At 58.6% G+C, this 23,998-nt stretch carries 22 protein-coding genes; 12 read left to right on the forward strand and 10 right to left on the reverse strand.

Going from position 1 to position 23,998, the window contains the following annotated elements; translation table 11 throughout:
* Positions 1-52 precede the first annotated feature (52 nt).
* From ACQZ6J_RS30700 to hppD, 5 genes are all read right to left on the reverse strand, one after another.
* Positions 53-1,807: an alkaline phosphatase gene (locus ACQZ6J_RS30700; RefSeq protein ID WP_449086794.1), complete on the reverse strand. Its 1,755-nt coding sequence runs from the start codon at positions 1,805-1,807 to the stop codon at positions 53-55.
* A 208-nt stretch (positions 1,808-2,015) separates the two neighbouring features.
* The gene (gene maiA, locus ACQZ6J_RS30705) at positions 2,016-2,648 is read right to left on the reverse strand and encodes a maleylacetoacetate isomerase (protein WP_163992953.1); all 633 of its coding nucleotides are present in this window, start codon (positions 2,646-2,648) and stop codon (positions 2,016-2,018) included.
* On the reverse strand, positions 2,645-3,670 hold the full coding sequence (locus tag ACQZ6J_RS30710; RefSeq protein WP_163992955.1) for a fumarylacetoacetate hydrolase family protein: 1,026 nt from the start codon (positions 3,668-3,670) through the stop codon (positions 2,645-2,647). Before ACQZ6J_RS30710 ends, maiA begins: the two co-directional genes overlap by 4 nt.
* A 37-nt stretch (positions 3,671-3,707) precedes the next feature.
* Entirely contained in the window at positions 3,708-5,069 is a 1,362-nt protein-coding gene (gene hmgA / locus ACQZ6J_RS30715; protein ID WP_163992958.1) for a homogentisate 1,2-dioxygenase, read from the reverse strand.
* Positions 5,070-5,130: 61 nt separating this feature from the next.
* Positions 5,131-6,240 (reverse strand): 4-hydroxyphenylpyruvate dioxygenase, encoded by a 1,110-nt coding sequence (gene hppD / locus ACQZ6J_RS30720; protein ID WP_449086795.1) that lies wholly within the window; start codon positions 6,238-6,240, stop codon positions 5,131-5,133.
* Positions 6,241-6,370: 130 nt separating this feature from the next.
* On the opposite strand from hppD, the gene ACQZ6J_RS30725 reads away from it, so the two are divergent.
* From ACQZ6J_RS30725 to ACQZ6J_RS30765, 9 genes are all read left to right on the forward strand, one after another.
* Positions 6,371-6,871 (forward strand): Lrp/AsnC family transcriptional regulator, encoded by a 501-nt coding sequence (locus tag ACQZ6J_RS30725; RefSeq protein WP_163992961.1) that lies wholly within the window; start codon positions 6,371-6,373, stop codon positions 6,869-6,871.
* Positions 6,872-6,969: 98 nt separating this feature from the next.
* Positions 6,970-7,686, forward strand: coding sequence for an SAM-dependent methyltransferase (locus tag ACQZ6J_RS30730; RefSeq protein ID WP_449086796.1), 717 nt, complete (start codon positions 6,970-6,972; stop codon positions 7,684-7,686).
* A gap of 173 nt (positions 7,687-7,859) precedes the next feature.
* Positions 7,860-8,843, forward strand: coding sequence for a TerC family protein (locus ACQZ6J_RS30735; RefSeq protein ID WP_163992965.1), 984 nt, complete (start codon positions 7,860-7,862; stop codon positions 8,841-8,843).
* A gap of 72 nt (positions 8,844-8,915) precedes the next feature.
* Positions 8,916-9,218: a hypothetical protein gene (locus tag ACQZ6J_RS30740; protein ID WP_449086797.1), complete on the forward strand. Its 303-nt coding sequence runs from the start codon at positions 8,916-8,918 to the stop codon at positions 9,216-9,218.
* Between the two features lie 47 nt (positions 9,219-9,265).
* Positions 9,266-9,895: an exopolysaccharide biosynthesis protein gene (locus ACQZ6J_RS30745; protein WP_449086798.1), complete on the forward strand. Its 630-nt coding sequence runs from the start codon at positions 9,266-9,268 to the stop codon at positions 9,893-9,895.
* Between the two features lie 175 nt (positions 9,896-10,070).
* Positions 10,071-10,787 carry a hypothetical protein gene (locus ACQZ6J_RS30750; protein WP_449086799.1) on the forward strand — a complete coding sequence of 239 codons (717 nt, stop codon included), beginning with the start codon at positions 10,071-10,073 and terminating at the stop codon, positions 10,785-10,787.
* Between the two features lie 99 nt (positions 10,788-10,886).
* Positions 10,887-12,185 carry a flagellar hook protein FlgE gene (locus tag ACQZ6J_RS30755; protein WP_163992970.1) on the forward strand — a complete coding sequence of 433 codons (1,299 nt, stop codon included), beginning with the start codon at positions 10,887-10,889 and terminating at the stop codon, positions 12,183-12,185.
* Positions 12,186-12,357: 172 nt separating this feature from the next.
* A complete protein-coding gene (locus ACQZ6J_RS30760; RefSeq protein WP_449086800.1) occupies positions 12,358-12,690 on the forward strand; it encodes a hypothetical protein in 333 nt (110 codons plus the stop codon).
* Positions 12,691-12,970: 280 nt separating this feature from the next.
* Positions 12,971-13,981 (forward strand): hypothetical protein, encoded by a 1,011-nt coding sequence (locus tag ACQZ6J_RS30765; protein WP_449086801.1) that lies wholly within the window; start codon positions 12,971-12,973, stop codon positions 13,979-13,981.
* A 481-nt stretch (positions 13,982-14,462) separates the two neighbouring features.
* Here the strand turns inward: ACQZ6J_RS30765 and repC are convergent, their stop codons facing one another.
* The 4 genes from repC to ACQZ6J_RS30785 form a co-directional block, all read right to left on the reverse strand.
* Positions 14,463-15,779: a plasmid replication protein RepC gene (repC, locus tag ACQZ6J_RS30770; protein WP_449086802.1), complete on the reverse strand. Its 1,317-nt coding sequence runs from the start codon at positions 15,777-15,779 to the stop codon at positions 14,463-14,465.
* Positions 15,780-15,934: 155 nt separating this feature from the next.
* A complete protein-coding gene (repB, locus tag ACQZ6J_RS30775) occupies positions 15,935-16,936 on the reverse strand; it encodes a plasmid partitioning protein RepB (RefSeq protein WP_449086803.1) in 1,002 nt (333 codons plus the stop codon).
* 4 nt (positions 16,937-16,940) lie between these two features.
* Positions 16,941-18,134, reverse strand: a complete 1,194-nt coding sequence (gene repA, locus ACQZ6J_RS30780; RefSeq protein WP_449086804.1) for a plasmid partitioning protein RepA — start codon at positions 18,132-18,134, stop codon at positions 16,941-16,943.
* A 541-nt stretch (positions 18,135-18,675) separates the two neighbouring features.
* Positions 18,676-19,161: a ProQ/FINO family protein gene (locus tag ACQZ6J_RS30785; RefSeq protein WP_449086805.1), complete on the reverse strand. Its 486-nt coding sequence runs from the start codon at positions 19,159-19,161 to the stop codon at positions 18,676-18,678.
* An 822-nt stretch (positions 19,162-19,983) separates the two neighbouring features.
* Between ACQZ6J_RS30785 and ACQZ6J_RS30790 the strand changes: the two genes are divergently transcribed.
* Complete coding sequence (locus ACQZ6J_RS30790) at positions 19,984-20,643, forward strand: hypothetical protein (RefSeq protein ID WP_449086806.1); 660 nt, start codon at positions 19,984-19,986, stop codon at positions 20,641-20,643.
* 287 nt (positions 20,644-20,930) lie between these two features.
* Here the strand turns inward: ACQZ6J_RS30790 and ACQZ6J_RS30795 are convergent, their stop codons facing one another.
* Positions 20,931-21,614: a hypothetical protein gene (locus tag ACQZ6J_RS30795; protein ID WP_449086807.1), complete on the reverse strand. Its 684-nt coding sequence runs from the start codon at positions 21,612-21,614 to the stop codon at positions 20,931-20,933.
* 521 nt (positions 21,615-22,135) lie between these two features.
* Here ACQZ6J_RS30795 and ACQZ6J_RS30800 point away from each other — a divergent pair.
* Positions 22,136-22,837: a GntR family transcriptional regulator gene (locus ACQZ6J_RS30800; RefSeq protein WP_163992992.1), complete on the forward strand. Its 702-nt coding sequence runs from the start codon at positions 22,136-22,138 to the stop codon at positions 22,835-22,837.
* 124 nt (positions 22,838-22,961) lie between these two features.
* Positions 22,962-23,924 carry a dihydrodipicolinate synthase family protein gene (locus ACQZ6J_RS30805; protein WP_449086808.1) on the forward strand — a complete coding sequence of 321 codons (963 nt, stop codon included), beginning with the start codon at positions 22,962-22,964 and terminating at the stop codon, positions 23,922-23,924.
* Positions 23,925-23,998: the final 74 nt, after the last annotated feature.

Here is a 23,998-nt window from a genome sequence, read left to right on the forward strand (position 1 = left end):
GAGACAGGCGGCCTTGAAGCCACCTGTCCATAGTCGGATTGTCTCTGACGAGTTAGATCTTTTCAGAGCCGAGCGCGAAGGTGTCGGCCAGCACGCGGTAAACATCGCTCTGTTCCATGTAACCGCGGAAGCCTTCGGCACCGGGACCAACCGCCTGCAGCACGATATCGTCCACGGCATGGACGCCGCTGTCTTCGTCCTTCGGAATATTGCCCTGCACGAAGACGGCGCCGGGCACGTCCTTGTAGGCTTCGTTGGCAACATATTCCTTCTTCTCGTTCTGGATTGCCGGAACGAAAGGGCCGTCGAGCTTCGGACGGAAGGTCTCGTAATGGTCGGGACCATTGTTGGCGGCCATGAACAGGCGACGGGAAACGTCGACGCGGTCCGGATAGCCGTCGCCATCCTTGTCCTCGTAGTTCGGAAAACCGGCAGCAGCATAGGTGCCGACCTTGTCGCGCATTTCCGTGCCCGGCTTTTCATCGTCGACAGTGCCGATGATCGAGACGCCATGCGTATGGTCGCCTGTGACGACGATCAGCGTGTCGGGGTTTTTCGCCTGAAACTCGCGGGCAACGGCAACCGCCTTGTCGAACTCGATCGTTTCGATCAAAGCGCGATCCCAGTCGAGCGGATGGCTCATCTTGTCGATGGATGCGCCCTCGACAACCAGGAAAAAGCCTTCCGGATTCTTGGCAAGCTTGTCGAGCGCGACCTCGGTCATGTCGACGAGGCCCGGCTGGTTCGGGAACTTGTCGACGGTGCCCTTCTTGAGGAATTCGCGATCGAGCGTGACGTCGAGATTGCCTGTGTGGAAGAGGCCGAGCAGCTTGTCCTGGTTCGAGCCGGCGGCGCTTGCCAATTCGGTCTTGTCGGTGGCAACGGCATAGCCGGCGTCCTTGAAGAGCGCGATGTAGTCCTTGTCGTCCTTGCGCTTGGAGCCCGGTACGCTCTTCGCCAGGAAATAGGCCGAGCCGCCGCCGAGCAGGACATCCGGCTTGACGTCATACATCATGCCGACAATCTCGGCCTTGTCGCCGCGCTTGCGCGTATGGGACACGAGCGCGGCAGGCGTCGCGTCCTCGAGTTCGGACGTGGTCACGATGCCGAGCGACTTCTTGCCGGTACGGCGCAGGGCCTCGCCGATCGTCTCGACCTTCGGATCATCCAGGCTTGCCGGTGTGCGGTCGGCATAGACGCCGAGCGCGTTCACGGCCGATTTGTGCCCCGTCATATAGGCCGACATGGTGTTGGCGCTGTCCGTGGCGATGGCCGATGTCGAGGAGGTACCGATGAAGGCGACCGGCGGAATGTCATCCATGGCGAGACGGCCGTTGGCCTTGCCTTCGGTCATGCCCTTGGACATGATACGGGCGCCGGTGCGATGCGCGACGGAGAGGCCGTCGCCGAGCAGGAAGATGATGTTCTTGGCCTTGGGCGCAGCGGACGTGCCGTAGACGTCCCAGTTGACCGACTTTCTCTCGTCACCGGCCGAAACCTCGACCTTGTATTGGCCGGGCTTTGCGAGCTTGACGCCACGCAGGATCAGAGCGGATCCGAGCACCTTGTCTTCGGTCCCCTTTTCCTCGGCGACGAAATCGGCAGCCTTGCCGAAAACCGCATCATAGCTTTCGCCGTTGACGGTGACTTTCACGTCCTCAGGCTTTACCACCTTGCTGAACTCGACCTTGAAATCGAAAGGCGAGCCGGCGAGTACCGTTGCCCGGTCCAACGGATAGACTGTCGCTGCATGGGCTGCGCCGGACATTACGGTCGCAGACATCATGGCGAGAAGAAGTTTACGCATTTATACCCCCTGCGTTGGTTGCTTCCCTCTCCCCACTTATAAAAGCCACATGACAATCACATAAAAAACACGCGACTTTCTGCAACCGGTAATTCAAAAGGCGACATCGCTAAGGAATGCTGATTGTATGTATAGCATCTAAAAGACGCGTGTTTATAGCTGCAGCGCCGACGCTCCGACACCTGGCACATTCGGCTTCGGGTCGTGCTTAGACCTTGACGCGATCCGGATGCGCAGCCTGAAAGGCAGGTAGTTTCGCGCAGTTTTCGTCGATTTCGACGATGCGCCTGAGGTCGGTCAGGTCCACGCCCCAGCGGCGGGCGTTATAGACCTGTGGAACGAGACAGATATCCGCCAGGGTCGGCGTATCGCCGAAACCGAACGCACCGTCGAACTTGCGCAGCATGATCTCGAGCTTGCGAAGGCCGCTGGCGATGAAATGCCTCATCCAGTCCTCGCGAGCGTCGGCCTTATCCGTCATCGTCGCGACATGGGCGGCTACATGCATATTGCATATGGGATGGATATCCATGGCAATCGCGTAGGCGAGTTCGCGCACATGCTGCCGATCTGTGATTTCCGGCGGGATCAATCCGCCATCGGGCCGAAGCTCGGCCAGATATTCGATGATTGCCAGCGACTGCGTCATGATCCTTCCATCGATCACCAGCGTCGGCACGAATCCCTGCGGGTTGAGGTCCAGGTAATCCGGACTCTTCTGTTCGCCATCCAACAGATTGATCGGGACGGTTCTGTAGCCGATCCCGAGGATGTTGAGCGCAATGCGAACGCGGTAACTCGCCGACGATCTCCAGTAATCGTAAAGAACGACGTCGCTCATCGCGCCTGCGGTCCTTCGTATCGCTGGACGGTCTGTTCGATCGCCCCGAAAATCGAATGCCCAGCGCGATCCTGCATCTCGATACGGACCTGATCGCCGAAACGCATGAACTGTGTCTTCGGAGATCCGGTTTCGATTGTCTCGATCATCCGGATCTCGGCGATGCAGGAATAGCCGTCGCCACCTTTCTCGACCGGCCTTCCCGGCCCGCCATTAAGCTTGTTGGATACCGTTCCCGAACCGATGATCGTGCCGGCGACGAGGCTGCGCGTTTTGGCGGCGTGGGCGATCAGTTGACCGAAATCGAACGTCATGTCGACGCCGGCATTCGCCTTGCCGAAGGGTTTGCCGTTCAACGCCACCAGGAGCGGCAGGTGCAGCCTGCCGCCATCCCATGCATCGCCAAGCTCATCCGGCGTGACGGCAACCGGAGAGAACGCCGATGACGGCTTGGACTGGAAGAAACCGAAGCCCTTCGCCAATTCCTGCGGGATCAGGCCGCGCAGCGACACGTCGTTGACGAGCATCACCAGCTTGATGGCGTGGCGCGCCGCCTCCGGACCGATCCCCATGGGAACGTCGCCGACCACGACGGCCACCTCGCCTTCCATGTCGATGCCATAGGCTTCATCGGCCGCAAGGATGGGATCGCGCGGCGCCAGGAAGCCGTCGGAGCCGCCCTGGTACATCAGCGGATCGACCCAGAAGCTTGCCGGCATTTCGGCATGGCGCGCCTTGCGCACCAGCTCGACATGGTTGACGTAGGCTGAGCCGTCGGCCCACTGATAGGCTCGCGGCAGCGGCGAGGCGGCATCGTGTTCGTGAAACCGTATCGTCGGTTCCGCGCCTGTTTCGATGCCTTCCGCAATCAAGGCGAGCCTCGGCGCTACGTGCTCCCAATCGTCAAGGGCAGCCTGCAGGCTGCGGGCGATGTGCCCGACCTCGGAACAACGGGTCAGATCACGCGAAACGACCACGAGCCGGCCGTCCCTTGTGGAGTCTTTCAAAGTCGCGAGCTTCATGGTCCGGTTCCAATATCGAAGAATGGATGGCTGATCGTCACTTGATCCCGGGAGTACCGTCGAACCGGCGCTCCAGACCATCCCAGCATTCCATGTAATCGTCCTGCAGTGTTTCGAGTTCAGCGGCATATTTCGTCAGCTGCTGCGGAAATCTGGTCTCGAACATAAAGGCCATTGTCTGATCCAGCTTCACCGGTTTCAGCTCGGAATTGGACGCTTTCTCAAAGCCGGAGGCGTCCGGGCCGTGGGGCAGCATCATATTGTGCAGGCTCATGCCACCCGGCACGAAGCCCTTTTCCTTCGCATCATACTGGCCGTGGATCAGGCCCATGAATTCGCTCATGATGTTGCGGTGATACCAGGGGGGCCGGAACGTATGTTCGGCAACCAGCCAGCGCGGCGGGAAGATGACGAAATCGACATTCGCGGTGCCGGCACTTTCTGTCGGCGCGGTCAGCACCGTGAAGATCGACGGATCGGGATGATCGAACAGGATGGCGCCGACCGGTGAGAATGTCCGCAGGTCGTATTTGTAAGGAATGTAGTTGCCGTGCCAGGCGACGACGTCGAGGGGCGAGTGGCCGATGTCGGTGACGTAGAACTTGCCGCACCATTTGACATGCACGCGGCACGGCGTTTCCTTGTCCTCATAGGCGGCAACGGGGGTCTTGAAGTCACGCGGGTTGGCAAGGCAATTCGCGCCGATCGGCCCGCGCTCCGGCAGCGTGAACTTCGCGCCGTAGTTCTCGCAGACATAGCCGCGCCAGACCTGCTCATCGCCTCTGCGCGTCACCTTGAACATCATGCCGCGCGGGATGACGCAGATTTCCAGAGGCTCGACATCCATGACGCCCATTTCCGTGAAGACCCGGATGGCGCCGACCTGGGGAACGAGGAGCAGCTCTCCGTCTGCATCGAAGAAGTAGTCGTCGATCATATCCTCGTTGAAGACGTAGGCGTGGGCGGCCATGCCGGTCTGGGTCAGCACGTCGCCGCCGGTGGTGATCGTGCGGATGCCTTCCAGAAAATTCAGCCGTTCGGACGGCGTCGGCACCGGGTCCCAGCGAAGCTGGCCGAGCGGCAGCGAATGATCGTCCAGGCAGGGTGCCGATTTCCAGAAAGGATAGGAGGCATTGGAAAAGCGCCGGGTGTGACGGACGCTTGGGCGGATGCGATAGAGCCATGACCGCTCGTTCGTTCCGCGCGGAGCAGTGAATGGCGAGCCGGAAAGCTGCTCGGCGTAGAGACCGTAATTGCATTTCTGCGGGCTGTTCTGGCCCTGAGGCAATGCGCCAGGGAGGGCTTCCGTTTCGAAATCGTTGCCGAAACCCGGCATGTACTGCAGCTTATCCGTCGCCGTGGCCTGGCGGTCGGACGCCTTGGATATCGTCTGGTCCATGCTTCACTCCTCCCGAAGACTGAAAGCGACCCCACGCTTGGGCAGGGTCGCCCGAAAAAGCTCACTCGGCCGCCGTGCCGATGACGCCACGCTTGATCTGGTCCGCTTCGATCGACTCGAAGAGGGCGCGGAAATTGCCTTCGCCGAACCCTTCGTCGCCCTTGCGCTGGATGAACTCGAAGAAGATCGGGCCGATGACGGTCTTGGAAAAGATCTGCAGCAGGATCTTGGTCATGCCACCATTCACCACGCCTTCACCGTCGATGAGGATACCATGGTTTTTCATGCGTTCGATGGGTTCTTCGTGCCCGTTCACCCGCGCATAGGACATATCGTAATAGGTCTCCGGCGGGCCCGGCATGAAGCGCAAGCCGTTGTCGGCAAGCGTGTCCGTCGCCTGATAGATATCATCCGTTCCAACGGCGATGTGCTGGATGCCCTCGCCCTTGTACTTCTTCAGGAATTCTTCGATCTGACTGGTGTCGTCCTTCGATTCATTCAGCGGGATGCGGATCTTGCCGCAGGGGGACGTGATGGCCCGGCTCACGAGACCGGTGATACGCCCGTCGATATCGAAGAAGTGGATCTGCTTGAAATTGAACAGGTCGCGATAGAAGTCCCACCACTTGTCCATGTTGCCGCGAAAGACATTGTGCGTCAGATGGTCGAGATAGTAGAAGCCGACACCTTCGGGGCGCGGGTCGCGCTCGCCGAGCCAATCGAACTCGGCCTCGTAGGCCGATCCCTTCTTGCCGTAGGTCTCGACAAAATAAAGCAGCGAACCGCCGATGCCGACGATTGCCGGAACATCGAGCGCCTTGTCATTACCCTCATAGGGAACCGCGCCTTTTGAGACCGCATGATCGAAGGCGTGCCTGGCATCGACGACACGCCAAGCCATCGACGGCGCCGCGGGGCCGTGATCCGCGATGAAGCGAGCGGCATGGCTGCCGGGCTCGGCGTTCAGGATGTAGTTGATGTCGCCCTGGCGCCAGACGGTGATGTCTTTCGTCTTGTGCTTGGCAACCGTGACGTAACCCATGCGGGTGAAGAGCTCGCGCAGCTTCTCTGGCTCGGGATGAGCGAATTCAACGAACTCGAAGCCATCGGTGCCGGCCGGGTTATCGGCGGTGATTTCCGACGGCGGCGCATCGTGTGGAAAAGGACCCATTTTCTCCTCCTCGGAAGACTGGACTTTGACTGTGCAAAGTATGGCCCAAAACGCACGCAAAGTGCTTGCATTATCGCTGCGAACTGAGAATATTATACACGATCTGTGAGCACTTTGAAAGATTCATGCAATGGATGAGCCACTCGACAAATTGGATCTGCGTCTGCTCGAAGAGCTTCAGAAGGACGGCAGGCTGACGAACAATGAGTTGGGCGAGCGGATTGCCCTTTCCCCCTCTCAATGCTCGCGCCGGCGCAGCAGGCTGGAGGCTGAGGGATATATTCGCGGCTACCAGGCCAATCTCGACAGGCAGAGGCTGGGCCTGGATATGCTGGTGGTGATTTCGGTGACGCTCGCCACGCACAACAGGGACAATGCCCGCCGGTTTTCGCAGCTGATCAACGGGCTGCCGGAAGTTCTGGAAGCCTATGCGCTGACCGGAGAAATGGATTATCACCTGAAGGTCGCGACGCGCGGACTGGCCGGCCTTTCAAGATTCGTCAACGACGTGCTGCTGCCGCACGAGTCGGTACAGCATGTGAAGACTTCGATCGTCCTCGACACGCTCAAGACCTTTGAAGGGTTTCCGGTCCCCTCTTCGCACGGCTGGCATGGCGACAGCCTTCGATGACGGCGGCCACATCTTTAGCGCGTTAAGGGGCTTGCTTTCGGCCCCTGCTGCCTTTCCTATCACGCCAGGCAGTACACCCCTAGCGAGGATAGACTTGCATGGCATGCACGGACGTACAGGCGCGAACTATCGAGGAATTCGCCGAGATCCTACTGAAGTGTAACCATCTATATCACCCAAGCAGCGACTCCATTGCCTTGCGCAACGCTGTCGAAAGCAGACGCCAGATCGAGATATTCGACTACAGCAGCTCCGCCGATGCATTTACGCGCGCTTTCGGGATGCGCAATTCTCTGAAGTGCCTGCAGGCGCTCACCAATCTGAAAGCTGCCGTGCATGGATATAAGAATGTATGCGATCTCGGCTGCGGCTCGGGCGCCTTCAGCCTGGCCTTTGCCTATCTTGCCGACAATCCCGGGCTGGAGCTTCACGGTCTGGATGTGTCGGCGCATCAACTCTCTCTTGCCAGGGAACTCATGTCGGCGGCCGAGCTGCCGGGGCGTTTCCAGTTCGAGCAACGAAACCTGCCGGCGCAGATCGGCTACCACCCCGATCTGACGATTTCCTCCTATTGGTTTTGTGAGAACGAGCATGTCATTTCCGATCCCGCGCTTTTCGATCTGATGGTCGGGCGCGAACTGCTGATCGTCGATTATGAAAAGATCATCGATCGCATAGCGACAGGTCTTCCTGACGGATTCCATATTCTGGCGCGATACAGCGCTCATGTCGAAATTCCCGCAGCGTTGACCGATTTCGTCGCGCAGGAAAGGGCAAGCGTCTATAGCCTCCACATCGGACGGACGTCGGACTAGAGAACCGGGCGAAATTACCGTTCCCTTGCGAACTGTTGCTACGCCCCTTGAAACGCGAACGCCCCCTTCCCAGCTATTGGCCAACCCGCTGGTCCGGGCCCCTCTGGTGAGAGCCGTCGGCGCTCTTGCGATGTCGGACCGTTCCGACATCGCGCCGACCGAGGTTCTCCGTCATGGAAACTTCCTTGCTCTTCGTGGAGTGGCTTGGAAAGCCGCTCTGGATGTGGGCGAGCTTCCTTGCGCTCGTCATTGCCATCCTCTCATTCGACCTTGGTGTCCTGCATAAAGAAAACAAGGAGATAGGTGTCGGCGAGAGCATCAAGCTCTCGGTGCTCTATATCTCCCTCGGCCTCGCCTTCGGCGGCTGGATATGGTGGTATCTCGGCGCCAATTCCGGTCTTGCCTATATGACCGGCTTCGTCGTCGAAAAGACGCTGGCTCTCGACAACGTCTTCGTCATCGCCCTCATCTTTTCTTTCTTCGCCGTTCCGCGCCTTTATCAGCACCGCGTACTCTTCTGGGGCATCCTGGGCGTCATCGTGCTGCGCGCGATCATGATCGGCGTCGGCGCGACGCTGGTGGCCGAATTCTCGTGGCTTCTCTATGTCTTCGCGGCGTTCCTCATCGGTACCGGCATCAAGATGCTGGTCGTAAAGGATGCCGAGCCGGATGTTTCCAAAAACCCGCTCGTCCGCTTCATGCGCAGCCGCTTCAACGTCACCGACCACCATCACGGCGAGCGCTTCTTCGTCAGGCAGCCGCATCCGCAGACAGGCAGGATGGTCTGGTTCATAACGCCGCTCTTCATGGCGCTTGCGCTGATCGAAGTGGCCGACGTCATCTTTGCAGTGGATTCGGTTCCCGCGATCTTCGCCATCACCACCGATCCGTTCATCGTCTATACGTCGAACATCTTCGCCATCCTTGGCTTGCGGGCCCTCTACTTCGCGTTGGCGGCCATGATCCATCGCTTCCAGTATCTGAAGCCGGCGCTCGCCATCGTGCTGGTCTTCATCGGCTCGAAGATCTTCATTGCCGATATGCTGGGCCTGGAGAAATTCCCGGCCGCCCTCTCCCTCGGCATCACCTTCGCCATCATCGCAAGCGGCGTGGCTTGGAGCCTGCTGAAAACGCGCGACAGGGCCGAACGCGCATAATGCAACGAGATGCCCGCGTGCTGCGGGCATCCTGCCCTCCCCGCTCCCACTGATTTTCCGAAAGGCAGACACATGATTTCCAATCTCATCGCGTCCCTCTTTGCAACCTTTGCTCTCAATCCGCTTCAGGCCGAAATCGAACGGCATGCCGCCGCCGCAGGCCAACCGATCGAAATCGTCAGGCAATCGCAGGCCTGTCTGTCATCTCAGATTCCGCTGCTGGTGCAGCGCGCATCGGAAGACACGGTCTGGACGATCACCACCGTCATCGGCGTCTCGACCGGCTGGAGCAATCCCGTTGATCTGCTCGACAAGAACAATCCGGCCTGCGCGACCGTCATGGGCCTGTTCAAAAATGCCGCCATCGAGACGTGAAGAGGCGCGATGCCAAGTGTCCCGACAACCCGGCGCGGTGAAATCGAATGATGGAACAGGCAACGGACGCGACGCAGGAGAACGCAGGAATCTCTGTTCGCCTGCATGAATTGCTCAAGCTCGCGCAAGCGCAAGGTGGCATCTCGATTGGCGAGATGCTGAGTGGCCTTGGCAGCGCGAGCATCGCCTTCACCATCCTGTTTCTCGCCTTGCCTGCGCTCTCTCCCATACCCGGGCCTTTCGGCATCGTCTTCGGAAGTGCGCTCGCCGTGGCGGCGGCGCAGATCGCGATGGGCCGTCGGACGATATGGCTCCCGGCGTTCCTCAGCAGACGCAGACTGTCGCCGGCGGTCGTTGAAATCATGGTGCGCTATAGCGCGCCGATCCTTGCAAAGGTCGAGACCATGGTGCGTCCCGGGCGCCTGGCCGTCTTCACGGGCGGAACAATGCAATGGCTGCTGTCATTTCCAATCTTCCTGCTGGGGGTCGCCATCGTTTTGCCGATCCCGCTCGGCAACTATATGCCGGTCGTCGCCCTTGTCGTTATCGCCGTCGCCCTCATGGCGCGGGACGGGGTGCTGATCCTTGCGGCTCTGTTCGTCTCGGCACTTGCCTTTGCTGCGACGGCCGGGTTGATACACATGACAGTTGCGGGCTTGAGCGCAATCGGATCGTAGTCGCCACGATCTCATGGCGCATTTCGATTATCTGCTTTGCGGCCAGTTGCCGCGGACAGCCACATTGGCATTTTGTGCCTTGCCAATGGCAAGGCTCCCGCCATCTATCCGCTGGCGAGCCTGTCAGGCACAAGGTTCGGCCCATACATCGTTTGCGCGCAGGATTTTATCGCCAATGCTCTTCACAGCCTCTTCACTCGTCCGCTTCCTTGCCCTGAGCGGTTCCATCGCCATCACCCTTGGCACGCAGACCGTAGTGGCGCAGGACATGTCCGCTCCGTCGCAATGGTCGGATACGCCGACCTCGCGACTGGAGGCGCTTGCCATCCTCCAGACCTTGAATGCCGATCTCCTCAGCAATGCCAGCGCGACGCTGACGCTCGACCGGTGGTGCGCCACGCACAAGCTTGCACCCGATGGATCCAAAATCGTCGCTCAGCGTGTACGCGGGCAGGACAAGCCGGCTGACGCTACGGTCCGAAAGCTGCTCGCCATCAGCCCCGATGAATCCGTCGCCTATCGGCGCGTTCGCCTTGCCTGCGGCGATCGGGTCCTGTCCGAGGCAGACAATTGGTATCTGCCGGCAAGGCTGACGACGGAGATGAACAAGGCTCTCGATACGAGCGACATCGCCTTCGGCCGCGCGGTTCAGGCGCTCAATTTCACGCGCACGAATCTGTCGGCCAAATTGCTTTGGGCACCCCTGCCGGAGGGATGGGACACGGGAACCAAACTGCCGCCATCCGGCACGGTGCCGCTTACCTTGCCTCCATTCCTCCTCGAGCACCATGCCGTGCTGAAGCTCCCGGATGGTACGCCGTTCAGCGCGCTGGTCGAAAGCTATACCAGCCGCGTACTGGATTTCCCGGCTCCCCATATCGCGCCGCAATAGGTCTTCAGCGGCTTTTCGACCTCAAGGCATTGGGAAAAAGCCAGTTTCACACAAGTCACTCTGGTTATCGTGGTGGCATCAGCAACGTGCGAGGAACCAATGAGCATCTTTGGTAGCATGAAAACGGCGGTTTCAGGCATGAATGCGCAGGCAAACCGCCTTAGCACCGTGTCGGACAACATCGCGAACGTCAACACAACGGCCTATAAGTCGGCAAGTGCCAGCTTTTCATCGTTGATCCTGCCCTCGGGCGGCGGCAACTACAATTCCGGCAGCGTCGAGACGAATGTCAGCTATTCGGTTTCGCAGCAGGGTGACACCGTCTCGACCTCGTCGACCAGCGACCTGTCGATCCAGGGCGCCGGCTTCTTCGTCGTGCAGGGCGCCGACGGCAAGACGGTCCTGACGCGCGCAGGCGACTTCGTGCCCGATGCCAACGGCAATCTCGTGAATTCAGCCGGCTACACCTTGATGGGTTATTCCTATCAGTCGGGAGCGCCCGCCGTCGTCGTCAACGGCTTCGATGGCCTGGTGCCGATCAATGTCAATCAGAGCGGTCTTGCCAGTTCGCCGTCGACTTCGGGCAGCTTTACCGGCAACCTCAATTCAAATGCGTCGGTCGTCGTACCAAGTTCGACCGAGACACTTCCGAGTGCGAACCAGGCGACCACCACGGCGAACACCCAGAAGAGCTCCGTCGTCGCCTACGACAAGCTCGGCAATACTGTCATGTATGATATCTATTATACCAAGACGCAGGCAGCCGATCCGACGGCAACCCCGCCGACGACGGATCAGTGGGAAGTAAGCGTCTATCGCAACGCCGACGCCAATACCTCCGGCACCAGTTCTTTCCCTTATTCCTCGGGGCCGCTCGCCACCAGCACGTTGAAATTTGATTCAAACGGAAATATGACGAGCGGCGGAACCTTCAACATTACCGACCCGAAAACCGGTGGTTCGATCGCGATGGATCTGACCCAGATGACCCAGAAGGCGACCGATTTCAGCTCGAAGGGTTCGACCGACGGACAGGCTGCAAGCCCGGTGACCGGCGTCTCGATCGACAAGAACGGCGTCGTCTATGCCAACTACAAGACAGGCGACCCGAAGGCGATCTATCAGATCCCGCTGGCGACCGTCGCAAGCCCGGACAAGCTGACGCTTCTGAGCGGCAACGTCTATCAGGCCAATGCCGATTCCGGCGTCACCGTCACAAGCTTCGCCAACAGCAACGGCCTTGGCTACATCCAGTCGAACTCGCTGGAAGCATCGAACGTCGACCTGGCCGGCCAGCTGACCGACATGATCCAGGCGCAGAAGAGCTACACGGCCAACTCCAAGGTCTTCCAGACAGGCTCCGACCTGCTGGACGTACTCGTCAATCTCCAGCGCTGATTTTCAGCCTGCGAAGTCAAAGGGCCCTTCGGGGCCCTTTTTTGTTTTCTGGTTCGACGCGAAGCCCATCTCGAGTTTCCGGTATCCCGTCATGCCTCATACCCGACCGCATCCTAGTAAGATTCGTTCGGGCGCAGCGTGCTAACGTCTCGTGGAAATGAGCAGTGGCGTCATGGTGATCTTGGACAATGGCTTTGTCCCGAGCTTTGACTGCGATCAACGAATAGGCGCGATATTCCTGAGCACCTTGCTTTCGCAGGTCGTGATCGTTGCCGGCGAGTATCGGATGAATCGGACCAAACTGAATATCACCTTCGATCGCGATCCCGACTGGCTAAGCAAACGATCGCTGCAAATCGCCTATCTGGCGATTGCGCAGTCCGACAAGCTCCGGCCGATTTTCATCCATCTTCAAGGTCGGCCCGGCTCGAAGGAGCTTTTCGAGCTGGCGCCGGAGGCAATGGCAGATTATTCCCGCTATCGAGCGAGCCAGAGGGCTCGATAGTTTCCAAGGCCGCCCGCCCGAAGTTCGCCATATTTGCGCCGCGATCGGTAAGGAATGCTGCGAAGCGGGTCGAGAAAATCCAATGGCGAGCGAAGAATTTGCCGTCGCGGCCAGGAAACGTCGCCTCCGTTAGGTCTACGTTCAGCAAAGCAGCGCACAACTATGGTTTCTGGATCTGAGTGCATGGCAGTCGCGCTTGTGGGGCAGGCAGGCTGTCGATACCGCTGTAGCCGGCAGCGGCGCGTTCAGGTCCGAGATGTTTGATAGGAGATCCAATTCCGTGCGGTCGAGATACGCCCTCCGAAGCATCGTCAGGATGCTCAGCCTTTGCTCCCTTTCCATCATTGTCCCCGCAGCAGCATCGCAATCCCTTGCCGCAGAGCGTCAATCGGAAATTCCGTCATGGCTGACCGCTTATGTCGGCCAAGGCGAAGGCCAGATCGCCCAGCCGATTCTGCAAAGAGCCCGCGCGCTTTACATGCGCAAGGTCAGCGAGGGCAAAGTCAGAAATCCCTGCTATTTCGCCATGGACGCGACGCGCCCCAACAATCCGGCCGACGGCAAGTCGGCCGGTCGGTTCTATATCGTCTGCGAGGCGACGCAGACGTTCCGCGTCGTCTCCTCCGGGCACGGCAGCGGCCGGGATCTCAAAGGCGTCGCAGACTTCGGCAACGGCCGGATGTGTGCCAGGAATTTTGGCAATGCGATGGATTCGAACCTGACGATGGGCGGCTCCTATGTGACCGAGGAAACGAAGACGAGCTTCAAGGGCTATTATCGGCTCTCCCAAAGCAAGGATGCCGCTTTCCTGCGCACCTTCATCCAGTTCGATGGCGAGGGTGAAACCGCGAATGCGCGCGCCCGGGCGATAGGCGGACATGCCGCGGCGAAGGTCGCCGGAATATGCATGAAGAAGGATCCGCAAAGTCCCTATGCCAACCGTGACGGATATGTGCCGCTCGGAAAGCTGGTGGAATATGCCGGCGGCCGCAGCGATGGCTGCACGAGCTGGTCGGCCTCGGATGCTAGCCAGATCATCTCCATGGTGAAGGACAATCCGACAACTCTTTACATCTATCCGGAGTCCTCGGACATCAAAGCGGTTGCCAAGGCCGTTGCCGCCGGCCGCTCGCCGGCGCAGTCAGGCTTGTACTGGAACGAGTCCTGCCTGAAGGAAATCGGCACGCCGAAGTTCTGGCCCAGGGAAACCCTTGAGCCGATCATCGTTCAATACAAGAAGGACCATCCGGCACCGCCCGCCCGGCCGATACCAATTTGTGATCCGCAGTAATATCCGTTCCGCCTCGGCCGGAGAATTAGACAAGCGACGGTCCGGAACGGGATCGTCGTTTTCGTTTTGGGGATGCTTCCGCGATGCACGCCTGCTCCGGCGCGAATTATGCGATTGCTTAACCTCTCACTCTCTGAGTGCGGAAGCGACTTCCGAGTCGAAACATATGGACATTTGCCGGCAAAAGCGGCATAAAAATCGGGCGTTCTCGGGTATCGGACACGTCTTTCACGGTTGATCTTGTCATTTCGACTGAATTTTGTACCCTTCCTAGCCAATTGATTTTATTCAAATAAGCGTCCAAAGCGGAAGCTATTCGGTACTTTGCTACCGCTCGATCTACAACGGTCGTGCAGAACCTTTGGCTCACCGAATGAAATCGCTGATGCCTCGGATGGTTTCAGTGATCCTGTGGTCCGTATAGAACCCTGGGTTAATGACAGAACCGGATCCCGGTCTTCAGTATCGGTACGGTGCCGAGTTACGCCGCTTTGTGGGCAGGCAGGGCCGTATTTGCCCGCAACAGGCTCATAAGCATGGGACCAATGGCAAACTCTCCTTTCTGTGTACGTCGCGTCAGATCGCGGAGATAACCCCCAGCGGAGTTGATATGTTCTGCGCGTTGCAGGATGCAGGCCATCACCGTCGCGGCGTTTTCGATCCCCATGGTAGCGCAGGCCTCCTGATAGGCAGCCGTGCTGATATCGAGCATTGATTTGACGATAATCGAGGCGGCGAGCAGATCCCGCCAGCTGCCGATTTCACCTGCCGGTCCATAAGACACAATCTCCGGGCAGGCACGCAGAACGAGATCCAACGGGAATGATTTCAGCTCAGTCCGTACCTTTGGAGTTTCGGTATCGGTGTGAGAACGGCGAGGTACGAAGGATGCGGCGCTAAAACGAGCTGAAGCCGTCTCAATTCCTTCAGAGACAGGAGCTCTCTGCGGAACATCGAGGCTTGTGGGTCCCGATTTCTGCTGTTCTGCCCAGGTTTCAGATTCAATTTGAGATTCGGAGTCTGAATTCTGTATGTGCCGCTCATTCTGATAGGGATTGCCGCCTAATTTCGAGGCTTTTGCGTGTGTTTCCAATCGGTTGATAATTTCGGCGTGCAGACGGCCGAGTTTATCCAAAAGAGTTTCCAGCTCTTGTGTCGTCGGAGAACGGGCCAGGCCATCGATCAGGCAGCGAAAGCCGGTATGGACCGTTTCCCATGGACCTTCGATCGCCTCCGCAATGGCGGTTTCGATGAGCTTGGTGATATCGCGCCGGTGAAGGCTTATGCGTTCGCGCAGGCTCTGGACGTGAAGGCGCTCCGCGGCGACCTGGGCTGCCAGGCGTTCGATCTCTTCGGCACGGGTCAGCAGAGGCGCCAGCGAGAAACCATAGGCCTCGCTGAGGTCCCCTGCCCTGCTCCGACGAGCATAACGCTTGCCGTTGGGGCTATCCCTGCGGACAAGCAGACCGGCAGCGATAAGTGCTGCCAGGTGGCGGCGGATGGTCTGCTCGGCCATGCCATGGGCTCGCAGAGACAATTGCGCGTTCGACGGAAATACGATCAGGTTGGCATCATCCGAGAGTTCGTTCTTCGGATAGAAGCTCAAGAGCGCATTGAGAACTGCTAGCGCCCGGTCGGTTACCCCGAGAAGAGGTTTCGCCTCGCAAAGCGCACGATGAATTTTCCATTTGTCGACGGACTTGACTGGCTTGTCATGTTCAGCTCGTCTTTGAGCCATCAACATGGCAAGCGTCATCGGCCGCCGCCCAAAAGGCGTCGTCACATATTCGGCTTCCATTTTCTTTCACCTACGTTGTGGCAAAAGAACTCTGCTCACCAAAACGGCGCCAAATACTCTTGACTGTGATTCGGGGAAATGCGATTCTCGATTTGCTTAAGATCAGAGAAGGGCTTCCACGACAGCGTCGTTTGGGGGCCTTTTTCTTTTGCGGGTTACGTTTCCTTTCGCTGTTGAAACTCATTGAAGAGAGATCTCAGTCTTTCTTCAACGAACTGGTCGAAACCGGGCGCAGCCTTGCTGTCAAAAACAAAAGTGGCGCGCGCCGGCGTTCGCTTAAAAGTTACCGGAATGCCGGTTATGGATGATGGCTGTGCGGTCGATTTGGCTGAAACCGGCTTGCCTGTCGCCAAAGCCAGCGCCTGCTGGAAGCGTTCGTCGCTCGACATCTTGCGGTGGTTGTCCGCGGACAACTCGGCAATGATCGGCTCTGGCGCGATGCTTTCCAGACGTTCTCCCAATTCGAGCCAACGCCGCCGTCCGATTTCAGGAGCAGGGCCTATGGCGCTGATAAGAGCCATGGGCACCTGTCTGGTCACGATCAGCATCTTCGAGAGGGCCGCCTTGTCCACGCCAAGCGCGGCCATGATGATATCACGGCCGAAATCGCGCTGCTCGAGGCGCAAGGCAAACAGGGCCCGCTCTATGTAGGACAGATTGGTGCGTGCGCTGTTTTCCTGGCCTTGGCTGACCACCAGCTGATCGTCGGTGAGCTGGCGCACGACAGCCCGCACCTTGATGCCGAGTTCCTTCGCAGCCGCCAAACGGCGGTGTCCGTAGGCGACTTGAAAACGTCCCCTCGATTCCGGATGCGGACGCACAAGAATCGGAACCTGCTGCCCGTGCTCGCGTATCTGGTCGACAAGCTGGCCGAGTTCGACCACGTCTATTTCAAGACGATCGGCAACGAACGAGCCGTCGATCAGCTCCGGTTCGAGTTCGACGACGGTTTGCCCCTCAGCCAGCTGCCGTTCGAGATCGCTGGCCCGCTCCATCTTTTCCGTGATGTTGCCAAGCGTTCTGGTGATGCCTCCGACCGGGCCGGAGCCCCTCGCCTGCGGCAGGAAGCCGGCAATGGGGCGGCTATCCTTTGCAGATGGCGCGTCTGTGCGCCCAGTGTTGGGCGCCGAGATTTCCAGGAGATTTTTTCGCGCCATCTACTTATTTCCTTCCCCAGGTCAGGCGGATATGCGTCTCGATCTCGCTGTTGACGAGATTGAGCGAATCCATAGCGCGGTCGTAGGTGCCCCTGGTGAACTGAGCACGATCGACCTCATAAAGGGTTTGTTTGGTGACGCCGGCATCGGCAACGGCCGTCGACTTGACCATGGCGTTCTGAAGCATCCGGTTACCGAAGATGGCTCTCATGAAACCGGTCATCTGGCTTTGCGGCCCGTCATTGGGCTCGAAGCGCGTGACGAGATAGCGCATCCAGTCATAGCTGGTGCGGCCGCCTGCCTTTTCGACCACGGACATGAGTTCGCTGGTCATGGTGAGGAACTGCGACATCGACATGACGTCGAGCATCTGCGGGTGAACGGTGATGAGGATCGATGTCGCAGCGCAGAGCGCGGACATCGTCAGAAAACCGAGCTGCGGCGGGCAGTCGATGACCACCACGTCGTAGAAACTCTCGATCTCGGTCAGAACTTCGCCAATGCGCGCAAAGAACATCGTTTCGGCCCGACCCGCCGCCATTGCTCGTGGTGTCTCGTGCTCGAATTCCATGAGCTCGAGATTTCCGGGGATCAAATGCATGTTCGGCGTATAGGTCGAACGAACGATGTCAGCGATCGGGCGGGGCTCTTCATAGCGAATTGCGCCGTAGAGCGTTTCGTTTTCACCGACATCGATCTCTGGCTGATGCCCGAAGAGGGCCGACAGAGACGCCTGGGGATCGAGATCGATCGCAAGTACGCGATAGCCCCTCAGCGCCAGATACTGGGCGAGGTGAGCGGCGGTGGTGGTCTTGCCCGAACCGCCCTTGAAATTCATGACCGAGATGACCTGGAGTTTTTCAGACCCGCGGCGCCACGGCACGTATTTCGGTGTTCCGTTCCGTTCGTCCAGAACCTTGCGGATCCGGTCCATATCCTCCGCCGCATAAAGCCGCCGTCCGTTGGCAAGCGGATCCGGTCCGTGGCCCTCGGCTGCGATCTGGCGAAGATAGCCCTCTCCAATACCGATGAACGCGGCAGCCTCGGCTGGCGAGAACATCCGCATAGTTTTCTGTGACTGCGGCGGGAAGATCTTTGCCTGATGCTGCTGGAGCTGATACGACAATTCTTGCGCATCTGTCGCCAGAAGCGTTGGAAGGTGCTCTTGATCTTCTTGGAGCGCGAGACTCGGCTGCATCGTTATTTTCCCAATTAACTGCGCAATTGTGACGGAATGCTACTGAACTACGCAGTTATAATATGCGCCGATTCGTGTCCGTTTTACAAATGCTTAGATAAAAGGCAGCTTTTGAGTGGTTTTTCGTGCATCAACAGGGTGCCGCCACGTTTGCCGAGCGGCGCTTTACTATCTCGTCGGTTCAGAGCAGGCGCGACCGCACGGTGATTCGGATGCCGGGTGCGTTAGCATCGCGCACGCTGTAGTCCGCGGACTACAGCGGTGACGGGCCTGTCGTAATTCGATGGTGATGGCGATTGCGCGGAGCAAGCCCTTCTTTTCGATAGGGGCGCATTTTATCCGGTAGTCCGCGGACTACCGGCGCATTTCAAGTGCCGTTTGCTGCTGGCCAAAAACGAAGGCGTTCCCGTCTTCGGCCGTAGGATGCTCAGTCGAGTGGAGTAGAAACCTTAACCGTCAGCGCTGGTTAAGCATCGCTTTCCAGCGGACGGCTTGTCGATTTCATTTTGATGAGGTTTGCGCGGCTATAAGCGACCACGCGTCAGCGGGCGACGCGATCGGACCGTTTGCTGCGACCGAGGAGCGACGCGCGAATGAGTTCGGCCTTGCTGACGGCGGGCGGTGGGGGAGCCGGCTCGTCGCGATGGGTACTGGACTTGGCGGGTGCCTGCCGCAGCGCATTCAGTCGCTCCTGAGCGGCAAGCCTGTCCTCAGCCGAAAGCGGCTCGACGGGATTGCCGGCGAGATCATGCCGCATCGAGTCAGATTGAGCGCAAGCATAATAATATCGTTTGGAATGGAGAAACGCGCTGGTGGAGCGGCGCAACGACATGACCGGCACGTCGGGTTTCAGAAGCGGCCGGATTTCGTTCCAGAGGCCGAGCGCGAAAGGACGGATCGTATCGCCGGCCTTTGCGGGCAGGATGTCGATCGGGCGAAGCAAGAGCGAGTTGATCGCGGCCGCCTTCTTCACGTCGAGCTCGGTCGCGGCGATCGGTCCGCGATTGGTCGTCCAAGGTTCTTCCATGAAATCGTTCCTCTGCGTGCAAATCAATTACGGATTGATTGTGAAGTGATTTTGACGGAACGGAAAGAAATCCGTCCTCGCTATTTGCCCTCAAACCAAGTCGATGACCATATATTGGGTGGCGTTGCACTCAGCAAGTTTGGTTAACGGGATTTTATGATTGTGCGGTTAGCTTTCGCCATGCCGCGAGATGTACCGCGTACGCGGCGCTCCTTCGCTTAAGCTGTAATCCGTAACAGGCAGCTTGCAAAAGTGTCGCAGTGTCGCATGCCTCGATTTTCGTTTGACACGGCAACAGCGTTGCAATGCGCCAGGCGCGATTTTCCGACCGGCACATCTTCTGAACGGCTCATCAATCAATGTAAGAGTGTACAGCGACGGACCGCCGCATCGTTCCGCCGAAGCCATCGCGGCGGCGCATGGTGCGTATTGGTTGTCCGCGGCGAATGCGGGGCCGCAATCATCTTCCGTAATAGCCATCCCCACATTTTCTCATTATCCGCACCTCCATCTGTCGAGAGAGGAGATCAGGTTCACTCGAACGGGGCGACAGAAGGGGAGGGGCACGACGCGCCGTCGTGCAATCGGATCGAAGCAGGCCGGGATTTCTTGGCCATCTGATAATGCGTGCTTGTCTGCATCAGGATCGGATTCGATTGGAATGGCACCATGAAGGGGCAGGTTGCCCACCTGTCCTCCGGAGTGCGACCGAGGCGAACGTGCTGTCGGTCAACGCCTCGAAGCGAGGCGGCTCGTCATCAGAAGCAACATCGGCATTCGTTCGGGTTCGCTCCATGGGCACATCGATAGGAGACGCGAACAATGACGAAGATTCTGGAGATAGCCGTAAGAAGCGGCTTGGCTCGTGCCTGCTGCGACGGTACATGCAATGGCGTGATCGGAAACCCAAGCTCGCATGATTCAACCGTCATCTGGGACCATATCTTGAATATAACAGCATCTCTGTCACTCGGCACCGTTCTTGCTCTTTCGCTCGGCTCGAATGCCCTCGCGTTCGAGAAATCGACTTTCTTCGATGCCGCACTTTGCAAGCCGCCATATTCGACAGCCTCCGCCACGAGAATGTACGATGAGGCCGAAAAGCTCGCGAAGGCCGATACGTCACTCATGACTGCGGCCGTCTATAAACTGCCCGCGGACTTCGGCAGGCAAGGCTTCAAGACGGACGAAGTCGTCTTCGCCGGCACCAGCTTCGGTGTGCTGGTGGAGGGTCTGCGTGCCGACGATCTTGCCAAGTCTTATCACCTGTCATCGGACGGCCTTGGCAATCTCTTCGGAACCGCGACGAAATCATACGGACGCGCGTTGGCAAAGGCAGAGCAGCCTGCCGCCGACATGGGTATCGTATCCGTCATCGCCCGAGAGTCGGCAGCCTTCCCGGGCAAGACCTTGCTGGCTTGCGAGTTCGTCTCGCACGAAGACCTCGAAGCGATGAAGAGCCTGCAATCCCAGTCAAAGTAAGGTGGGTTTACGCACTGCGCAAAGCTCTTTGAGCCAGGCTGGAAGGCAGTGGTCATACTGCCTTCCACAAAATGAGAGCCATCTTCTCGGCCGGGCGGGCGATAGCTTCATTCATACTTGCATGAAATACATGTATGACGCCATGCATGAATGGCGGAAGTAAATTGGCGAATAGCTTCACTTAAAGAGAGCGTTAACCATGTTCTCAAGCTATTGAGCCAGCCGGCGTTTGATGCGTTCGATAGCAGCCGGCCGGGTACGCAGGGTCAAAACCCCACGCCACGCGGTCACTGTCGTTTGCCGACGGTCAGTCGCCCGGTGCTCCCGTCTGACAGCTTCACCTTCCCCCAGGCTGACATGAGGTCGGGCTCTCTTGTCACCTCGACTTTCCCGGTACGGCCATCCGAGCATTTGACCGGAAGAGTGACTGTCGGGCGGCGGTCACTCAGGTCGTAGGTGCCTGAACATTTCACCGAGCGGCGTGACGATAGCACCGAGAAGCGGCCGTTGCCGTGTGACGCTATGGTCGAGCCTTTGAATGTCTCGCCAGAGTCCATTCTTGCTGAAACAGGAAGGACGATGTCGCCTCTGTCGCGACCCTGCGGTTTCAGAGGACGCGAACCGGCGATCCTCAATGCCCGCAAAATGCTCGGAACCATAACGTGGCTTTGGGCAAACTGAACGTAGTCCTCGTAGGGAATGGCACCTTTTGCGTAAGCGGTGAGCACGCGGCGGCAAAACTCGCGTCGGACATCGGCTCCGGAAACGCCCATGAGTCTGGCGAGTTGCGCCTGGATTTCAGGTGTAATGGCGCCGTGACTGCATGCCTCGATGTTCCAGTTGAGAGCCGACGGGTCGCTCAACATATTCTTATCGTATTCGTAACCGCCCTTGCTTGTGACGGATGCGGCCATCGACGGCCCGGAAAAAACCAGCGTACCGATGGCCGCCAGAACCATAAGCTTTTTCATTCTGCTCCCATTTTCTATTTCTGTGCTGGAACTTGCCCGTCGTCTCGGGTGAGATCTGTGCGGGCTATGACCTCTATTTCAGTATCCGACCCTCGCCGTTCGCAATTTTTATTGTGGTGCCGCTCCCTCCAAGCTATCCCCATAGCAACCGTGCATAAGTCATTTTTTCATCCACTCATACGCGCAAATTTTCGCAAAGTTAATGGCGCTTGCCGCTTACCAAACGATCATTTGTCGGTAATTCTCTTTTGGGTAAGCATCTGATGGATGCCATCCCGAAGCGTGATCTGCTAGATGCGAAGGCGAGTGAACCTCGATCGGTTGTCAGCGTATTGAACCGCGGAGGCGCCGGCCGGCCGAGGAACCCCGATCCAGCACTCCAATGCCGCAAGCCCTAATCATGATTGTCCCGATCAAATGCCGAACCCAGCTTCGTTTGAGAGCTGCGGGAGCGCAGAGTGCCGTTGATTTACCGGACACGCCCCTTTATTTCTCACCCTGAAAGAAGAGGTCGGCAAACCATGGATAATGAAACAAGCCTCAGAAACGAGCGCAAGCGCGGCTCCGGCGTGAAGGTGGTCTATGATATCTTGCGGGACGAGATTCTGGATCTGGAACTGCCGCCGGGCAGTCCTATCGACGAGGTGCAGCTTTCCGAGCGTTTCGGTATGTCGCGCACGCCGATCCGCGAAGCGCTGGTGCGGCTCGCAGGCGAGGGGCTGATCGATACGCTGCCCAACCGCTCGACGATGGTGTCGCCGATCGATTTCCTCAACATGCATAGCTATTTCGACGCGCTTGTCCTGATGTACCGGGTCACGACGCAGCTTGCCGCCAAATACCACCGGCCGGAGGATCTGGAGGTCGTGCGGGCTCTCCAGGCGGAATTCGCGGCCGCAGTCGAGGCACAGGATGCGCTCGCCATGATCTCCACCAATGCCGCGCTGCATCTTGCGATCGCCGAGGCTGGCCGCAATCCCTATTTCACCGGCCTTTTCACACGGCTATTGAATGAGGGCCGGCGCATTCTGCGCCTCTACTATCAATCTTATAATGATCGCCTGCCACGCCGCTTCGTCGAGGAGCACGACGAAATCATCGCGGCTGTCGCCGCGCGCGATACGGAGCTTGCCGAACGTCTTGCGCGCGAGCATGCGGAACAGATCGTCAGCCAGGTCCAGAAATTGCTGGTGCGTGGAGACCGTCTCGATATCCAGCTGTAGCTTTGCATATTTCTTGTCGACAAATTAAATACAAAGGTATATCAATGTTGCAAAGACGGTAAGGCACGGCGGCGAACGCGGCTGGGCTGGTTGCCGATCCACCCCCAGCCAAGAGGATAGACAGATGAAGTCCAGCATTTTCTCCGGCGTGATCCCCGCCCTGATGACCCCGTGCAAAGCCGATCGCAGCCCCGATTTCGACGCGCTTGTGCGCAAGGGCAAGCAATTGATCGCCGATGGCATGTCGGCAGTGGTGTATTGCGGCTCGATGGGCGATTGGCCGCTCCTGACCGACGCGCAGCGCATGGAAGGCGTCGAGCGCCTGGTCAAAGCGGGCGTGCCCGTCATCGTCGGCACCGGCGCCGTCAACACGGCATCGGCCGTCGCCCATGCCGCGCATGCACAGAAGGTCGGCGCTCAGGGCCTGATGGTCATTCCCCGCGTCCTGTCGCGCGGTTCGGTGATCGCTGCCCAGAAGTCGCATTTCAAGGCAATCCTGACCGCCGCGCCGGATCTTCCGGCCGTCATCTACAACAGCCCTTATTATGGCTTTGCGACGCGTGCCGATCTGTTTTTCGCATTGCGGGCCGAGCATGCCAACCTCGTCGGCTTCAAGGAGTTCGGTGGCCCGGCCGATATGCGTTATGCCGCCGAAAACATCACCAGCCGCGATGACGACGTATCGCTGATGATCGGCGTCGACACGGCCGTCTTCCACGGTTTCGTCAACTGCGGCGCAACCGGCGCCATCACAGGCATCGGCAACGTTCTGCCCAAGGAAGTCATCCATCTTTGCAATCTCGCACAGGCTGCTGCCACAGGCGACGTCGATGCGCGCCAGCGCGCGCTTGAACTCGAGCAGGCGCTTGCCATCCTGTCGTCCTTCGACGAAGGTCCGGATCTGGTTCTCTTCTTCAAGCACATGATGGTGCTGAAGGGAGACAGGGAGTACGAACTCCACTTCAACGAAAGCGATGCCCTGAATGAAAGCCAGCGTGGTTACGTCGAGGCGCAATTCAAGCTGTTCAACACATGGTACGCCGAGTGGAGCAAGCTTCCCGGCGCGGTGGAAAAGTACAAGGCCTGAGGCCGTCGTTACAGCTTAGTCATAAAAAAGGGGGCCTTCGAGAGGGCCCCTTTTTATTGTTCCATGCGGGTTTC

The sequence above is a fragment of the Rhizobium sp. A37_96 genome, assembly GCF_053521765.1.

What these genes read in the sequence shown, in the direction of transcription:
- ACQZ6J_RS30785 (WP_449086805.1), bottom strand. Translation starts at nt 19,161, where the DNA reads ATGGAAGAACCTTGGACGACCAATCGCGGACCGATCGCCGCGACCGAG.
- ACQZ6J_RS30755 (WP_163992970.1), top strand. Translation starts at nt 10,887, where the DNA reads ATGAGCATCTTTGGTAGCATGAAAACGGCGGTTTCAGGCATGAATGCG.
- ACQZ6J_RS30730 (WP_449086796.1), top strand. Translation starts at nt 6,970, where the DNA reads ATGGCATGCACGGACGTACAGGCGCGAACTATCGAGGAATTCGCCGAG.
- ACQZ6J_RS30750 (WP_449086799.1), top strand. Translation starts at nt 10,071, where the DNA reads ATGCTCTTCACAGCCTCTTCACTCGTCCGCTTCCTTGCCCTGAGCGGT.
- ACQZ6J_RS30710 (WP_163992955.1), bottom strand. Translation starts at nt 3,670, where the DNA reads ATGAAGCTCGCGACTTTGAAAGACTCCACAAGGGACGGCCGGCTCGTG.
- hmgA (WP_163992958.1), bottom strand. Translation starts at nt 5,069, where the DNA reads ATGGACCAGACGATATCCAAGGCGTCCGACCGCCAGGCCACGGCGACG.
- ACQZ6J_RS30745 (WP_449086798.1), top strand. Translation starts at nt 9,266, where the DNA reads ATGATGGAACAGGCAACGGACGCGACGCAGGAGAACGCAGGAATCTCT.
- repC (WP_449086802.1), bottom strand. Translation starts at nt 15,779, where the DNA reads ATGGAAGCCGAATATGTGACGACGCCTTTTGGGCGGCGGCCGATGACG.
- ACQZ6J_RS30760 (WP_449086800.1), top strand. Translation starts at nt 12,358, where the DNA reads ATGGTGATCTTGGACAATGGCTTTGTCCCGAGCTTTGACTGCGATCAA.
- repA (WP_449086804.1), bottom strand. Translation starts at nt 18,134, where the DNA reads ATGCAGCCGAGTCTCGCGCTCCAAGAAGATCAAGAGCACCTTCCAACG.
- ACQZ6J_RS30725 (WP_163992961.1), top strand. Translation starts at nt 6,371, where the DNA reads ATGGATGAGCCACTCGACAAATTGGATCTGCGTCTGCTCGAAGAGCTT.
- repB (WP_449086803.1), bottom strand. Translation starts at nt 16,936, where the DNA reads ATGGCGCGAAAAAATCTCCTGGAAATCTCGGCGCCCAACACTGGGCGC.
- ACQZ6J_RS30735 (WP_163992965.1), top strand. Translation starts at nt 7,860, where the DNA reads ATGGAAACTTCCTTGCTCTTCGTGGAGTGGCTTGGAAAGCCGCTCTGG.
- ACQZ6J_RS30800 (WP_163992992.1), top strand. Translation starts at nt 22,136, where the DNA reads ATGGATAATGAAACAAGCCTCAGAAACGAGCGCAAGCGCGGCTCCGGC.
- maiA (WP_163992953.1), bottom strand. Translation starts at nt 2,648, where the DNA reads ATGAGCGACGTCGTTCTTTACGATTACTGGAGATCGTCGGCGAGTTAC.
- ACQZ6J_RS30700 (WP_449086794.1), bottom strand. Translation starts at nt 1,807, where the DNA reads ATGCGTAAACTTCTTCTCGCCATGATGTCTGCGACCGTAATGTCCGGC.
- ACQZ6J_RS30805 (WP_449086808.1), top strand. Translation starts at nt 22,962, where the DNA reads ATGAAGTCCAGCATTTTCTCCGGCGTGATCCCCGCCCTGATGACCCCG.
- ACQZ6J_RS30790 (WP_449086806.1), top strand. Translation starts at nt 19,984, where the DNA reads ATGACGAAGATTCTGGAGATAGCCGTAAGAAGCGGCTTGGCTCGTGCC.
- ACQZ6J_RS30740 (WP_449086797.1), top strand. Translation starts at nt 8,916, where the DNA reads ATGATTTCCAATCTCATCGCGTCCCTCTTTGCAACCTTTGCTCTCAAT.
- hppD (WP_449086795.1), bottom strand. Translation starts at nt 6,240, where the DNA reads ATGGGTCCTTTTCCACACGATGCGCCGCCGTCGGAAATCACCGCCGAT.
- ACQZ6J_RS30795 (WP_449086807.1), bottom strand. Translation starts at nt 21,614, where the DNA reads ATGAAAAAGCTTATGGTTCTGGCGGCCATCGGTACGCTGGTTTTTTCC.